Here is a 15588-nt window from a genome sequence, read left to right as displayed (position 1 = left end):
GTATCGGGGATAACGTTGACACCAGCGTCAAAACCGACGACCAAGAAATACGGGCTGGGGCAGCCGCAAGGCCATCGAGGGGATATGCGTGTCGGCGCGAGAGGGCGAGACTGACGAAGGGCGGCAGGGTTTGGCGACGGCAATTCACCGTCCGCTGGGCGCAGGCGTCTTCGACTGGAACCTGACGGCGCTCGGCGCGCGGTCCGAATGGCCGCCCGCGCTCGTCGCGGCAAGCGACATCGTCCTGACGATGAACGCGCCTGCGTTCATTCTCTGGGGCACGGATCTTCGCCTCGTCTACAATGACGCGGCGACGCCGCTCATCGACCAGAGCCTCTATCCGACCCATCGCGGCGTGACGCTCGATGCGCTCGATCCGCAAATCGAACGTCCCCTGCGCGAACTGGCCGACCGCGTCCGCGAGACCGCTTCTGCCGCCACCCTGACTTTCGAGCGCGACGTCGTCGATGTGACGGGCATGGTTCCACGGCAGTTCGCAGCGACGGCCACGCCGATCGGCGATGGAAACGTGCCGGTCGCCGGCATCCTGGTGACGTTGCTCGCGGAACCGGCAACGACGGCGCGCTCGCCCGTGGCCTCGTTGCGCCTCGTCGATCAGGTCCGCCAGTTGGCGAACGGCCTGCCGCAGATGGTCGCCTTCATCGACACCCAGATGCGCTACACCTTCCGCAACGATGCACATCGTCGTGGCGTCGCCAGTCCAGATGATCAGGTGATCGGAAAGACCATTGCCGAAGTGCTCGGCAAACGCGCCTTTGCCGACATGCGCGAACATGCCGAAGCCGCTCTTGCCGGGCGTCAGGTCTCCTTCGCCACCGCGATCCCCCAGACGGATGGGCGCATGCGCCACATCGAATCGGAATATGTCCCGCATCGCGGCGAAGACGGCAGCGTGACCGGCTTCTTCGCCGTCGTCCGGGACGTGACCGAAGCGCGCGAAGCGGAGCAGGAACTCGTGCGCAGCCGCGAGCGCTCGCGCCTCATCCTCGACAGCGCGGTCGAATACGCGATCATCCTGATCAATGATTCCGGGCAGGTCTTGTCCTGGAACAGCGGCGCCGAGCGCCTTCTGGGCTATACGGAAGACGAAATCCTCGGCATGGACGCGACGATCTTCTTCACCGAGGAGGATCTGGCGAACGAGCTTCCGCAGAAAGAGCGCGCCCTGTCGCGCGCGACCGGCCGTGCCTCCAACGAGCGCTGGCACGTGCGCAAGGACGGAACCCGCTTCTGGGGTTCGGGCGCGATCGTGCCGCTGGTTGGCGGCGGCGGTGGCGGCTTCCTCAAGATACTTCGGGACCGGACGGAGGAGCGCGAGGCGCATGAGGCGACGTCCGAGGCACGCCGGCGCGCGGAACTCATCGCTGCCGAACAGGCGGCGCTTCTCGGCCAGTTGAGCGAAGGCGTCATCGTCACCGATCCCAAGGGGCGCATCACCTTCATCAACCGTTCCGCCGCCGAAATCCATGGCGTCGCCCATCTCGACATCTCGCCCGACGAATACGCCACACGGTTCCAGCTCTTCCGCGAGAATGGCGAGCCCTATCCCTCGCACGAACTGCCGCTGGCGCGTGCGGTTCTGAACGGCGAGAGCGTCATCGAGGCGCGCTGGCGCATTCGCCGTCCTGACGATGTCGAAATCCTGGCGATCGGCAGCGCCAAGCCGGTTTTCGGGCCGAATGGCGAGACCATCGGCAACGTCCTGACCATCCGCGACGACACCGCCCGTCAGGCGGCCGAACAGGAATTGCGCGAGATATCGCTGCGCAAGGATCTGGCGCTTTCGGCCGGCCAGATGGGCGTCTGGGAGTGGAACGCGCAGACCGATACGATGATCTGGGACGATGCGCAGTTCCGGCTGTTCGGCGTCTCGCCGGAAAGTTTTGAGCCTTCGCTCGCATCCTTCCGGGAATTGACCATCGGCGACGACTTCATGGGCATTGCCGATGCGGCGGAGCTCGACGGACCGGGCGGTCGGATGGTCGAGGTGGATTTCCGAATCCAGCGGCCCGATACCGGTGAAATCAGATGGATGGGCTCGCGCGCGATCGCGATGCGCGATGCGAGCGGGCGGCTGGAACGCATGGTGGGGGTCAATTTCGACCTGACCGAGCGCAAGCGCGCCGAGGAGCGCCGCAGCCTGCTGATCAACGAACTGAACCACCGCGTGAAGAACACGCTGGCGACCGTCCAGTCGATCGCCTCGCAGACCTTTCGCGGCCACGACGTCGCCCGCGACCTGCGCGCCACGTTCGAATCGCGCCTCATCGCACTGTCCAACGCTCACAACGTCCTGACCCGCGAAAGCTGGGAGGGGGCACCGTTGGCGGAGATCGTGGCGCAGGCGATCCTGCCCTTTGTCCAGAAGGACACGCCGCGCATCCGTTCGAACGGCCCCGACGTGCGCTGTTCGACGAAGTCGGCCCTGGCGCTTGCAATGGCGCTGCACGAACTCGCCACCAACGCGGTCAAATACGGCGCCTTGTCGACCGCCGAAGGTTCGGTCCGGATCGAATGGACCGTCGACCGCGCCGACGGCCGGTTCGCGCTTCTCTGGAGCGAACAGGACGGGCCGCCGGTCGTCCAGCCGACGCGCCAGGGTTTCGGCTCGCGCCTCGTCGGCCGCAGCCTTGCCGGAGAACTGGGCGGCGATGTCCGCCTCGACTTCCGCCCCGATGGCCTGCGCTGCACCATCAGCGCCCCGCTCGATGAAATCGGCGTCGTCGTCTGACGCGTCGATATTTCAGCAATGCTGCAACCACCGCCGGGGCGGGCGCGTTTTGGGAGCGACGAATTCCAACAGGAGGCTCCCATGCCGGAAAACGAAAAGAAGCGTCATCTCGACATTGAAAAGGACGCCGAGAAGAAGCGTCAGGAAGAGGAATTGCAGGAGGGTCTGGAGGACACGTTCCCCGCGAGCGACCCCGTCTCCGCAACCGGATCGAGCATCACGGGCGCGCCCAAAAAGGAAAAATCGGGCAAGAAATGAGCTGAAAACCGCTCGAAACGAGCTGGCTTTCGCTCAAAATCGCGGACTTTGAGCTCAAAAAGGCGGCCTTTCAGCCGCCTTTTTCGCGTTCCGGAGCCTAATAATCGCGTTCGAAGAACACGCCGAGGCTCGAATCCCCATCCGACCCAACCGCCCCGCGCGCCTTCAATTCGTCGGTGATGTCGAGATTGATCGTCCCCCGCGCTGTCCCCCCGGCGCCCGCTTCGACGCCCAGATAGATGTTGTCCTGGATGTAGCGTCCGGCGCGGACCGCGGCGTTGCCTTCGCTGTCGGTGACGATGTCGAGATCGTCGAGCCCGGTCGCGCTGCGCAGGCTGCCGAGCAGCGACGAGTTCCCGCCGCCGGCAAGTTCTGCTGCGGCGGCGGCGAGTTGCGCGATCTGGAAGGCGGAGAGTTCGTTAAGGGATCGGTTGAAGATCAGCCGCGCAAGTACCTCATCTTCCGGCAGTTGCGGGGAGGAGGAGAAGGAGATGTCGAGGGCCGAGACGCGGCCGGAGACGGTGATGAACACGGTCGTCCCGTCGCTCTCGGAGCTGGCGACAAAGTTCAGCACCGGATCGAGATCGCCGACCAGCGTGATCGTGCCTTCCTCGAATTCGATGCGCTGACCGAGAATTCCGAGACGACCGCGAATCAGCTCGAAAGCGCCGACCGGCTGGACATTGGTGACCGGGCCCAGCACCCGCACGCTGCCGCCAAGCTCCGCGTCGAGCCCGCGACCGCGCACGAAGATCTGGTTCGGCGCGTTGACCGTCACGTCGAGCTGGATGACGCTTGGCCGCGAGGTGGGGACAGGCGTCCCGTCATTGGCCCGGGCGCGCTGCAGCGTCGCGGCGACGCCGGGCGGCGGGTTGCGGTGGATGACGTCGATGCCGGCCGCGCCGCCGCCCAGGTTCTCGGGGACGGAGATTTCGGCCCGCTCGATATTGACCGTTCCCGACAGGCGCGCATCGGCGGCAAGGGGGCCGGTGAAGGCGAGGTTGCCCGAGACGGTCGCGGCGATCAGGTCGCCATCATTGTAGCGGGCCTGATTGAGCGCGATGTTGATATTGGCGGGAAGGCCCTCGCCGAGCGAGATCGTGCCGCCCGCCGTGATCGTGCCGCCGGCGCCGAGCGTCGCATTGGCCGACTGGATCGTGATCGTCTGGCCGTCGATGCTGGCCGAGACGTTGATGCCGCGCAGCGAGATGTTGGTTTCCGGATCGACGATCTGCGCCCCTTGCGTCGAGACCGTGCCGCGAATCTGTGGATCGGATATCGAGCCGGTGACCTGACCCTGCAGGCCGACCGTGCCGACGAGCTGGGTGCCGCGATCGATCAGGAAGCGGTTGGCGAGCGAGAGCGGCGCTTCGCCCGAGAGGTTCACGGCGAGCCCCGCGCCCTGAAGCGGGACGGCGCCGCTGGCCGAGAGCGACAGGCCCTGATTGCCGGAGACGTTGACCGAGGAGAGGGTGACCGTCTGATTGGCGAAATTGCCGGCGGCGGTGGCGTTGAGCGCGCCGATGCCGGCATCGCTGAGCGGCGCGGCTGACAGGCCCGAAGCGCTCAGATTGAACGCGGCCTGTGGGTCGGACGTGGTGCCGGTGACGCGCGCGGTGCCCGAGAGGTTGCCGCCGAGATTCTGGTCGGGAACGACCGTGTTCAGGATGCCGAGCGGGAAGGCGGCGAGGGTCACGTCGAGCGCAAGCTGGCCGTCGCCCAGCGGTGCGGAGCCGCGAACGGTTGCGTCGAGCCCTTCGGGGCTCGTTGCGCGCGCGTCGATGTTGAGTCGTTCGCCGGATGTCGTGCCGCGCGCCGTCACGCCGAGCGAGGAGAGGCCCGCATCGCGCAGGGCTGCGGCCTGCAAGGCGTTGCCGCGAATGTCGAAGGCCACGTCCGGCTGACTGCGCGGGCCGGTGACGCGCGCCGTGCCGTCGATCGTGCCGCCGAGTTCGAGATCGGGGCGGACGGTGTTGGCGATCGACAGGGGCAGGGCGGCGATCGTCACGTCGAGATCGATCTGTTCCGCGATGCGGCCGGTGGCGTCGATGCTGCCGCCGCCGACATCGAGCGCGAGCGCGTCGATGGTGATGGTCTCGCCGATGACCGAGAGGCTCGCAGGCTGGCGCAGACGTGCGGCAAGGTTGCCCTGCGCAAGATCGATGCGCGTCAGGGCGAGGCGGAAGCCTTCGCCTTCGGGCGTCAGCGAACCTTCGGCAGCGGCCGTCGTGCCATTGTCGAGGCGTGCATTGGCGGAGAAGTCGGTGGTCTCGCCCTGCCGGTTGGCATTGGCCTGAAGCGTCGTCACCTCGACCCCGCCGGCCGAAATGCCGCTCGCGTCGACCGAGCCGTCGATGCGCGGGACGCCGAAGAGATCGTCGATCGCGGCCTGAATTTCGGCGGCTTCGATGCGCGTTTCGCCGAGCGTGAAGTCGTCGATCGTGCCTTCGAGCGTCGCGCGCTGTTCGTTTTCGACGGGTTCGAGCCCGACGGACGCCTGAACGGCGCCGGATGCTTCCTGAAGCGCAAGTGCTGCGAGCGTGGAAATGTCGGCGGCATCGATGTCGAGCGAGCCGGTGAGAAGCCCGGCCGAATCCTGCACGACGGAGCCCGTCAGGCGCGCGCCGCCGGCGGTGAAGACGAGGTCGGTCAGGCGCCGTTCTTCCTCGACCAGCGCGATGGCGGAGGACAGGTCGACACGGACGCCGTCGAGGAACGCGCTGCCCGCAAGGGTGCCTTCGAGGTCGCTTTCCTCGAGCGTGCCTTCGAAGGCGATGGCGGCGTCGCGCAACTGCTTGTCGGCAAGCCGGCCGGAGGGAACCGTGACGGACGTCGTCAGGTTGATCAGCCCGTCGCTGCCTGCCGCGCGGCCTTCGGCGGTCAGCGCGCCGGACGCCTCAGGCGAGACGAGCGCGAGGTCGGTCAAGCCGAAACGGAAGTCGAAATCGGCCGCGCCCGTCGCATAGGTGCCGTCGGCGAGGAGGTTGAACTGCTGGTTCTCGACGCGCAGGTTTTCGGTCACGAGGCCGTTCGCCCCGCGTTCGATGCGTCCTGCAATCGTGGTGCGCCCGCCCATCAGATTGTCGGCGGCTTCTTGGTCGATGCGCAATTCGTCGATCGTGCCGTCGAGCGTCAGGTTGAAGCCGCCGGAGATCGGCGCGACGCTGCCCCGCGCATTGAGCGCCAGCGCGCCGGAAAGGTCGCGGCCGGCAAGGCCGGAGAAGGGGGCGAGGCTCGACGTTTCGACCCCGATATCGCCGTCGAAGACATATTCGGCGACCGTGCCGGCAAGGCGCAGGATCAGCGCCTCGGCCTCGATCTGCGTATCCGACAGGACGAGCGGCTGCGAACTCGCCCACTCGCCGGACGAAGTCAGGTCGATGCGCGTTCCGAGCGCCTGGGCGATTTCCTCGTCGGGCGACGTGACGCCGTCGATCGCACCGGACAGGTCGAAGGTGATGCGCCGGTCGTTCGGCTGGTCGAGGTTCTGCGCGAGGCCGGACAGGTCGAGTTCCATCGTCTCGGCCGCAAAGCCCGCCGTATCGAGGCCGCGAATATCGAGCGAACCGGACCAGTCATCATCCGCACCCCCGCCATAGGAAAGCGTGAGCGCCGCGCGCTGGACGGTCGTATCGCCACCGGGGACGGGGAGGACGACGACGTCCCCGCTCGGGTCCTCGACGGAGGCGTCGATGGCAAGCCGGCGCAGGAAGCTGTCGGCGGTCGTCTCGGCGGAGGCCGATAGCGTCAGCGCCGCGCTTTCGAGGTCGAGCGCATCGAGGCGGAAGCCGCCTTCGTCGCGAATGAAGCCTTGCGCTTCGAGCGAGGTCTCGGCGCCGAAGAAGTCGCGGAACTGCGCGGGAATGAGCTGTGCGATCGGCCCCGACAGGCGGGTGGAGAAACCGCGGCCGCCGCGACCCTCGCGCAGCATGGCGATGCCGGTGAGGATGCGCTCGCTGTCGGCATCGAGCGCGAGCTGGACGTCGAGATTGTCGAGCTCGCCATTGCCCGAAAGCGTCAGCGCGACCGGGGGGCGACCCTCGATGTTCAGGACGTTGGCGACGATGCCGTTTTCCGGCTCGCTGAGCGACAGGTCGAGATCGACCACTTCGGTCGTGTTGGAATAGACGAAGGAGAGCCCGAGCTGACCGCCGGGGCCATCGAGGCGCGTGACGTCCAGCGCGGTGTCGATCGCGCCGTCTTCAAGCCGCAGGCGACCGGTGAGCGAAAGTTCGGATTCGAGCCCGAAGACGGTCGGACCGAAGGTCGCAACAGGAATTTCGAGGCTTTCGAGATTGATCGCGACGGGCAGTTCGGGAACCGCGAAGCCGGAGGATTCGGGCGCCGGCATGCCTTCTTCGGGGACGGGCTGGCGGATCACGTCGATCCGTTCGGCGCGAAGCGAGGAGATTTCGAGCCGCTGGCGCAGGAGCAGCGCCGAGCGGCTCCAGTCGATCGACGCATTGGTGATGCGCATCCACACGCCCTCGCGATCGGCAACCGTGATCGAGCCGATACGGGCATTCGACGACAGTGCGCCCTGGATACCGCTGATCTGGATCTGGCGGTTGGGCGTCGAAAGCTGGTTCTGGATGAAATTGGTGAAAAGCGAGCGCGTCTCCGCTTCCGTTTCCTGCGCGCTGGCGGGAACGGCGAAGATCAGACATGCGAGGGCGACGAGAATTCGGATCAAAACGCCTGTCCTATCCCAACATAGAAGGCGACGGATGGATCGCCCGGCCTCGGATCGAGCGGAACCGCGACATCGAGGCGTATGGGCCCGAGCCCGGTGAAATAGCGCAGGCCGGCGCCGACGCCGATGCGCACGTCTTCACCGAAATCGGGAACCGAGTCCGAGCCGACCAGTCCGGCATCGGCAAAGCCGACGAGCCCGATCGTGTCGGTGACCTGCGCGCGCGCCTCGACCGAGCCTTCGATCAGCGACTTGCCGCCGATAACCGCTCCGCCCGGACCTTCGACGCCGATATTGCGGAACGCATAGCCGCGCACCGAACCGCCGCCGCCGGCAAAGAAGAGCTTGTCCGGCGGGGTTTCGCCGATGGACGGGCCCACCAGCGTGCCGAACTTGGCGCGACCGGCGAGAACGAACCGGTCTTCCGCGCCAAAGCCGTAATAGGTGCGGCCTTCGAGCGTCGAGCGGAACGCGGCGTTGCCGTATTGGAACTCGTAGAACGGCTCGACCATCGCTTCTGCGAAATAGCCGCGTGTCGGGTTCGGAACGTCGTCGCGAGAATCGAAGGTGAGCGAGCCGAGAAGGCCGGCGGTTGTGAATGTGCGCGTCCCGAACGCGTCGTCCTCGAACTCGGCATGGCCGGCATTGACGGCGAAGCGGCCGGCCAGTTCCTCCGTGAAGATGTGCGAATAGCCCGACGTCGCATCGATGCCGGTGCGGGTGTAGGTGTCGAGCACCTCGCGCGTACCGAAGAGCGAGGCGAAATAGTTGGTGTCGGGCGTGAAGACGCCCGGCTTCTCGAAACTGGCGCCGACGCGATAGGTGAAGTCGCGCGGGTCGAAACCTTCGCTGTCGAGCGACTTGCCGATGCCGGCGACGCGCGCGTCGAAGCGCAGGCGCTCGGCGCGGCCGAACAGGTTTCGGTGCAGCCAGTAGGTCTCGAAGCCGAGGCCATCGACCGTGGAATAGGAGCCGCCGATGCCGAAGCGGCGAAGCTCGCGCTCCTGGACGATGAGGTCGATCGGCAGGAGGCCGTCCGGCCCGATCGTTTCGGCTTCCTGGAAGCGCGAGGCGCGGAAGACGTCGAGGCGGGCGAGGCGGTCGCCGGCGCGCTTGATGTCGTCGGGGTCGTATTCGCGCCCGAGCGGCAAGCCGGCCATGAAGGCTACGAATTCCGGGTCCATCCGCTCAGTGCCCTGGACCGTAACCGGGCCGTAAAACGCTTTGCGGCCGGGCTCGACCGTGATGCGGGCATTGAGGAGGTCGGCATCATGTGCGGCTTCGACGCGGCGCTCGACCACCTCGGCCTTGGCATGGCCCTGCTGGCGCCAGGCTTCGACCGACAGGCGCTCGGCGCGCAGGATGACGGATGAGCGGGCGACCTCGCCGGGCGCGTAGCCTTCTTCGCGCGGATCGTCGACCTCGTCGCGCCAGCTTTGCGGAGGCGGGGCCTCGTTGATGATGGAGGCTTCGCCGAAGCGGAATTCGGGGCCTGGATCGATCGAGACGACGACGGTGGCCGGATTTGCGAGCGGCGTATCGGGCGCGATGTCGGCGGCTTCCCGTCCGTCGATGCGGATCGAGATCGTGCCGCCATAGCGGCCCTCGGTATAGAGCGCAGCAAGGAGGCGGCGATAATCGCCGCGGGCCTTGGCGAGCAGGCCACCGGCGCCGGAGGCGGGCTCGTTGCGGTCGTTCCAGAGCGTCGAGGAATTGCGCAGCTTGCGCTCGAGCGCGGTTTCGGCGTCGAGCACGGTGACTTCGGCGGTGTAGTTCTGCGGCTCGCCGATGACCTCGACTTCGTCGGCATCGCTCGAGCCGAACAGGCCGAAGAAGGCGGAGGCGGTAGAAACCTGAGACATCGCCGTTGCGACCGCCAGCGAGGCGACGAGGAGCCGGTGACGCATCCCGAATTGTCCTGACACGGCTACTCCCCGAACTCTGCGACTGCCGAACCGCGAAAACCGAAGCTCCCCCTGCGATCCGCCCGTCCAACGCCACCAACTCAGGCCAAGGCCAAGTTCGTGATATTGATAATGAATTCCTAACAAATCGCGACCAGTCGCGCCGATGCAACCTATCGGTTAGCCCCGGCCCTGTCCAATCGACATCGTGGCGGGAAGGTCACAGGACGTATCAGAACGTCAGGAACATCGGGCCGCCCGGATAGCTTTGGAGGCGGAAAGACCTGAGGAGTGAAGTTCATGCCTGCCAAGTCGAAAGCCCAGCAAAAAGCCGCTGGCGCCGCGCTTTCCGCCAAGCGGGGCGATACGAAGAAATCGGAGCTGAAGGGCGCATCGAAGCAGATGGCGGACTCGATGAGCGAGCGACAACTCGAAGACCTCGCCGAGACCAAGCGCAAGAAACTGCCCGACAAGAAATCGTGATCGTCAGGCGACGTCGAGGGTGATGCCGTTCGGCGCGGCTTCCAGTGCGTCGAGAAAGGCCTTCTGCCAGGCGAGCGCATCGCCCTCGGCAACGCGTTTGTAGAGCGCCGAATGGCGCTCCTTGCGCTCCTCGATCGGCATGGTCAGTGCGCGGTCGATGGCGGCGGCCATGGCGTCGATGTCGTAGGGGTTGACGATCAACGCCTCGGCGAGTTCCTCCGCCGCGCCCGCGAATTTCGACAGGATGAGCACGCCCGGATCGTCCGGGTTCTGCGCGGCGACATATTCCTTGGCAACGAGGTTCATGCCGTCGCGCAGCGGCGTGACGAGCCCTGCGCGGCTGACGCGGTAGAGCGCGGCGAGCTTTTCGCGCGCGACGGAGCGGTGGATGTAGCGGATCGGCGTCCAGTTGAAATCGGCGAAGCGGCCGTTGATGGAGCCCGACAGCGATTCCAGTTCGTGGCGGATGTCGGCATAGGCGTCGACATCCTCGCGCGTCGGCGGGGCGATCTGCAGGAAGGTGACCTTCTTCATGTGCTCGGGATAGAGGTCGAGCAGACGCCCGAACGCCTTCATCCGGTCGGGCAGGCCCTTGGAATAGTCGAGCCGATCGACGCCGATGATCTGTTTCCGGTCGAGCACCATGCGCCGCATCGTGTCGACCTGGACGTCGTCGGCGGGCGAAGCGGCGAGCTCGGCGAAGGCTTGCGTGTCGATGCCGATCGGGAAGCAGTCGAGGTGCAGATCACCGGCCGGCCCCGACATGCGCCCGTCGACCGGTGCCGAAAGCTGCATGTGGTCTTCGGCATAGTGGGCTAGATTCGCGACGTCCGTCTGGGTCTGGAAGCCGACGAGATCATAGGCGAGGAAACTGTCGGCGAGCCATTTGTGGCCCGGCGCCGCCGCGAGGACCTCCGGCGGCGGGAAGGGGATGTGCAGGAAGAAGCCGATCCGCTGCGTGCAACCGCGCTTGCGCAACTCCGAGGCGAGCGGGATCAGGTGGTAGTCGTGAATCCAGATCGTGTCGTCGGGCTTGAGCAGCGGGAGGAGCGCTTCGGCGAAGCGGCGGTTCACCTTCCGGTAGCTGTCGAGAAATTCGGAATGGAAGTCGACGAGGTCGAGCCGGTAGTGGAAGAGCGGCCAGAGGACGGAGTTGGCGAAGCCGAGATAGTAATTGGCGTAGTCGTCCGGGGTGAGCGGGATGGTCGCCATCGCGACGTTCCCGGCCGTCGTCAGTTCCGGCGCGGCGTCGTCCGCATCGGTTGACGTTTCCCCGCTCCAGCCCACCCAGAGCCCGCCGCGCCGTTTCAGGGCATCGGCAAGGCCGACCGCAAGTCCACCTGACTGTGTCGATTTCGTCAGGTCCGCGACCCGGTTCGAGACGACCACCAGTCTACCCACTATCAAAATCTCCTATGCTGTACTCGTCGGCCGAACCCATCGGGCGGCTATTTGATCCATTGCGATCATCGAAAATCTGCGCATGGTTTTAGCAACATCTGATGGCGATGCAAATTTAGGCAGAATCGGCAAGGCACTCCAGCCATTTCCTGAAGCGGTCCGGATCGTCGACACGCCACTCGGCGGCCGTTTCGCCCGGTCCGATCTTGATCGCGATGCCATCCAGGTCGCGAACCGCCGCGAAGCCGAACTCGTCCGTGACGTCATCGCCCGCGAAAAGCGGCACGCGGCCGGCGAACGGTGCCTCCGTCATGAAGGCGCGGATGGCATCGCCCTTGTGCGCGTGACCGGCCTTGACCTCGACGACCATCTTTCCGTGCAGGATGTCCAGGCCTTCGAGTTCACCGAGAAGGTCGTGGACCGTCTCGGCGATCGTCGGGGCAAGTTCGGGACGACGCCGATAGTGGAAGGCGATTGAGCCGGGCTTGATCTCGATCATCGTGCCGGGAAGTTCGAGATGAAGGCGCGTCAGGCGCGTCTGGATCTCGGCGAACAGCGTGGCGTCGTGCTGGGTCGAATGAAGCCGTCCATCGAAGCCGCGTCGCGCCATGCCGTGGACGCCGGCGACCGGCAGGACGAGCGGATCGACCAGCGCGTCGATCTGCGCGATCGGCCGGCCGGTCACGATCGCGATCGCGCCCGACGTGCGGGTTTCGAGTTTTGCGAGCGCTTTTGCCGTGGTCGCGGGCAGGTGAACGTCGTCGGGATGTTCGACGATGTCGGCGAGCGTGCCGTCGAAATCGAGGAACACGGCGAGCCGTTCAGGCGGGCAGGGGATGTCGCGGATCGTCAGTGGTCTGGTGGAAATGATGTTCACCCTTCGTTGAAGTCGCGGAACACGCGCCCGATCGGAGACGTTATCCGGCCATATAGGCAACACAATTCGATTACCAACGGGCTGGCTGCAGCCGGGCAAGGGATGAGATGACCTATTTCGAACGCGATATCCTCGACCAGTCGAAGGTCGTCGAAATCAGCAATGACGAAAATGGCGGACCGACGGTTCGCCTGACGCCTGCAGATGCCCCGAGTATCATGCTGGGCGACGGGCGCGATTATGGGTCTGGACCGGAAATGAGCAACGGGTTTAGCTGGCGATTGACGATCATCGTTTCCGGTGTCGTGCTCGTGGCCTTTCTGGCGGCCGCATTCCTTTAGGCGCATCGGCAACATGACGGAGGAACGTGCCGTGAAACGAATCTCGCTGGTGGCAATTCTGATGGCGGCGACGATTGCCGGTGCGAGCGCGCAGGGCCGGCCGGACAGCCGAGCAATGTCGTGCGCGCAGGTGCAGCAACTGATCGTCGACAATGGTGCGGTCGTGCTGACGACCGGCCAGTTTACTTATGATCGCTATGTCGCATCGCGCCAGTTCTGCAGTCATCCGAGCGTTCCAGTGATCGCCTCGGTCCAGACGCGGGATGCGAACCAGTGTCCCGTCTATCGGTGCGGCCAGGACATTTTCCTGTTCGACGATTGACCCCTACATCCGCACGCGTTCGGAGGCCGGGTCGTACATCGGCTTAAGTGAGGCGGTTGCGGGGTGGCGAATGCCCGCCACCTCGATCTCGTAGGTCGAGGCCAGCAGGGCGTCGGCCGTTTCGCCCTTTGACGGCACGTATCCAAGGCCGATCGCGCCGCCGAGATGGTGACCATAATTGCCGGATGTGATCGTGCCGACGATCTCGCCGTCCCGTACGATCGCCTCGTTGTGGAAGAGAAGCGGTTGCGGATCGTTCAGCTTGAACTGGACGAGCCGGCGCGACAGGCCGGCCTCCTTCGTGCGCAGCACGGCATCGCGGCCGATGAAGTCACCCTTTGCCGTCTTCACCGCGAAGCCGAGGCCGGCTTCGAGAACATGATCCTCGTCGGTGATGTCGTGGCCGAAATGGCGAAAGGCCTTTTCGATGCGGCAGGAGTCGAGCGTGTGGAGGCCGCAAAGCTTCAGGCCGACATCGGCGCCTGCGGCCTCGATCGTCTCGAAGACGTGGGCGGCCTGGTCGGTCGGGACGTAGAGTTCCCAGCCAAGTTCGCCGACATAGGTGACGCGATGAGCACGGGCGAGGCCCATGCCGATCTCGATCTCCTGGCACGTGCCGAACGGATTCGCTTCGTTGGAGAAGTCATTGGGGCTGATTTTCTGGATCAGAGCGCGCGATTGCGGCCCCATGAGGCACAGAACCGCTTCGGCGGCGGTCACGTCGGTGATGATCACGAACTCGTCGGCAAGGTGCCGGCGCAGCCAGGCGAGATCGCGCTGGAGCGTCGCGCCGGGTACGACGAGAAAGAACGCGGTTTCTGAGAGCCGGGTGACGGTGAGGTCGCTTTCGATGCCGCCGCGCGCGTTGAGCATCTGCGTATAGACGATGCGGCCGGGTTCGACGTCGATGTCGTTGCCGCAAAGGCGCTGGAGGAACGCGCAGGCATCGCGGCCTTCGACGCGAATCTTGCCGAAGGAGGTCATGTCGAACAGGCCGACATTGTTGCGGATGGCCAGATGCTCTTCGCGCTGATTGTCGAACCAGTTCTGGCGCTGCCAGGAATAGCGGTATTCGCGCTCCTGGCCTTCGCGGGCGAACCAATTGGCGCGCTCCCAGCCGGCGACCTCACCGAAGACGGCACCGCGCGCCTTCAGGTGCTCGTGAAGTGGCGAGCGGCGGATGCCGCGCGAGGTTTCCATTTGGCGGAAGGGGAAGTGGTCGGCGTAGAGGAGGCCGAGCGTTTCGGAGACGCGCTCGCGCAGATAGGCCCGGTTCTTCTGGAAGGGCTGGGCGCGGCGGATGTCGACTTCCCATAGGTCGAAGGGCGGCTCGCCGTCGTTCATCCATTGGGCGAGTGCCATGCCCGCGCCGCCCGACGAGACGATGCCGATGGAATTGTAGCCGGCTGCGACCCAATAGCCGCCAAGTTCGGGTGCTTCGCCGAGATAGTAGCGATCGTCGGGCGTGAAGCTTTCAGGGCCATTGAAGAAGGTGTGGATGCCGGCCGAACCCAGCATCGGCATGCGGTTGACGCCCATTTCGAGGATCGGTTCGAAATGTTCGAAATCCTCCTGCAACTGGTCGAAGCAGAAATCTTCGCGGATGCGCCCGCCGACCGGCGGCCAGGCCTTGGCCTTGGGCTCGAAGGCGCCGAGCATCATCTTGCCGGCGTCTTCCTTGTAATAGGCGCACTCGTCGGGAACGCGCAGGACGGGCAGGCGACCGAGACCGGCGATCGGTTCGGTGATGAGATAGAAATGCTCGCAGGCGTGGAGCGGAATCGTGACGCCCGAGGCCGCGCCGAGGTCGCGCGCCCACATGCCCGCGCAGTTGACGACGATGTCGGTTTCGATGGTGCCGGCTTCGCCGTTCTGCTGCCATGAGACGCCGGAGATGCGGCTGTTCTTGCTGTGAACCGCCGTGACCTTGACGTTTTCGGCGATGGTCGCGCCGTTCTGGCGGGCACCTTTGGCGAGTGCCATGGCGATGTTGGCGGGGTCGGACTGGCCGTCGAGCGGCAGGTGGACGCCGGCCTTGACGCCGTCGATGTTGAGATGCGGGTACATCTCCTTGACCTCGGTAGGCGAAATCTCGCGCACGTCGACATCGAAGGCGCGGGCAAGCGAGGCCTGGCGGAAGATTTCTTGCCTGCGCTCGTCGGTGAGGGCGACGGTGATCGACCCGACCTGCCGCATGCCGGTGGCGACGCCGGTCTCGGCTTCGAGTTTTGTGTAGAGATCCGCGGAATATTTCGCCAGCCGCGTCATGTTGCGCGAGGCGCGGAGTTGGCCGACGAGGCCGGCAGCGTGCCATGTCGTGCCGGAGGTGAGCTGCTTGCGCTCCAGAAGCACGATGTCGCGCCAGCCGAGCTTTGCCAGGTGGTAGGCGACGGAGCATCCCGAAATGCCGCCGCCGATGATGACGGCGCGGGCGCGGGCGGGGAGTGCGGTCATGCGGTGACCTTTGGTGTTTGAGGGGCGGGCGTGACGGGAATCCGAGACGACTGCGCGTGGGAACCCCCACCCTTTATCCCTCCCCACAAGGGGGAGGGAGGGC

The 15588-nt window shown here is 65.6% G+C and carries 10 protein-coding genes; 5 read left to right on the top strand and 5 right to left on the bottom strand.

Features of this window, described 5'->3' with window-relative positions:
- Positions 1-88: 88 nt before the first annotated feature.
- Positions 89-2752, top strand: a complete 2664-nt coding sequence (locus ALII_RS0103150; protein WP_024585882.1) for a PAS domain S-box protein — start codon at positions 89-91, stop codon at positions 2750-2752.
- 18 nt (positions 2753-2770) lie between these two features.
- Complete coding sequence (locus ALII_RS22760) at positions 2771-3010, top strand: hypothetical protein (protein ID WP_051375755.1); 240 nt, start codon at positions 2771-2773, stop codon at positions 3008-3010.
- Between the two features lie 97 nt (positions 3011-3107).
- Here the strand turns inward: ALII_RS22760 and ALII_RS0103140 are convergent, their stop codons facing one another.
- Together ALII_RS0103140 and ALII_RS0103135 are read right to left on the bottom strand one after the other, a co-directional pair.
- A complete protein-coding gene (locus ALII_RS0103140) occupies positions 3108-7703 on the bottom strand; it encodes a translocation/assembly module TamB domain-containing protein (RefSeq protein WP_024585881.1) in 4596 nt (1531 codons plus the stop codon).
- A complete protein-coding gene (locus ALII_RS0103135; protein ID WP_024585880.1) occupies positions 7700-9610 on the bottom strand; it encodes an autotransporter assembly complex family protein in 1911 nt (636 codons plus the stop codon). Before ALII_RS0103135 ends, ALII_RS0103140 begins: the two co-directional genes overlap by 4 nt.
- Positions 9611-9907: 297 nt before the next feature.
- On the opposite strand from ALII_RS0103135, the gene ALII_RS0103130 reads away from it, so the two are divergent.
- Positions 9908-10090 carry a DUF3008 family protein gene (locus tag ALII_RS0103130; protein WP_024585879.1) on the top strand — a complete coding sequence of 61 codons (183 nt, stop codon included), beginning with the start codon at positions 9908-9910 and terminating at the stop codon, positions 10088-10090.
- A 3-nt stretch (positions 10091-10093) separates the two neighbouring features.
- On the opposite strand, the gene otsA is transcribed toward ALII_RS0103130, so the two are convergent.
- On the bottom strand, positions 10094-11491 hold the full coding sequence (otsA, locus tag ALII_RS0103125) for an alpha,alpha-trehalose-phosphate synthase (UDP-forming) (RefSeq protein WP_024585878.1): 1398 nt from the start codon (positions 11489-11491) through the stop codon (positions 10094-10096).
- Between the two features lie 115 nt (positions 11492-11606).
- Positions 11607-12368 (bottom strand): trehalose-phosphatase, encoded by a 762-nt coding sequence (otsB, locus tag ALII_RS0103120; RefSeq protein ID WP_024585877.1) that lies wholly within the window; start codon positions 12366-12368, stop codon positions 11607-11609.
- Between the two features lie 107 nt (positions 12369-12475).
- Between otsB and ALII_RS0103115 the strand changes: the two genes are divergently transcribed.
- Both ALII_RS0103115 and ALII_RS0103110 read left to right on the top strand, forming a co-directional pair.
- Complete coding sequence (locus tag ALII_RS0103115; RefSeq protein ID WP_024585876.1) at positions 12476-12709, top strand: hypothetical protein; 234 nt, start codon at positions 12476-12478, stop codon at positions 12707-12709.
- 31 nt (positions 12710-12740) lie between these two features.
- Positions 12741-13031, top strand: a complete 291-nt coding sequence (locus ALII_RS0103110) for a hypothetical protein (protein WP_348265974.1) — start codon at positions 12741-12743, stop codon at positions 13029-13031.
- 3 nt (positions 13032-13034) lie between these two features.
- Here ALII_RS0103110 and ALII_RS0103105 read toward each other — a convergent pair whose 3' ends face one another.
- Positions 13035-15485 (bottom strand): FAD-dependent oxidoreductase, encoded by a 2451-nt coding sequence (locus ALII_RS0103105; protein WP_024585874.1) that lies wholly within the window; start codon positions 15483-15485, stop codon positions 13035-13037.
- Positions 15486-15588: the final 103 nt, after the last annotated feature.

The sequence above is a fragment of the Aliihoeflea sp. 2WW genome (assembly GCF_000497755.1).
Taxonomy (GTDB): Bacteria; Pseudomonadota; Alphaproteobacteria; order Rhizobiales; family Rhizobiaceae; genus Aliihoeflea.
The sequence above is the reverse complement of the archived record's forward strand: the minus strand, read 5'-3'. Positions and strand labels throughout refer to the sequence as shown.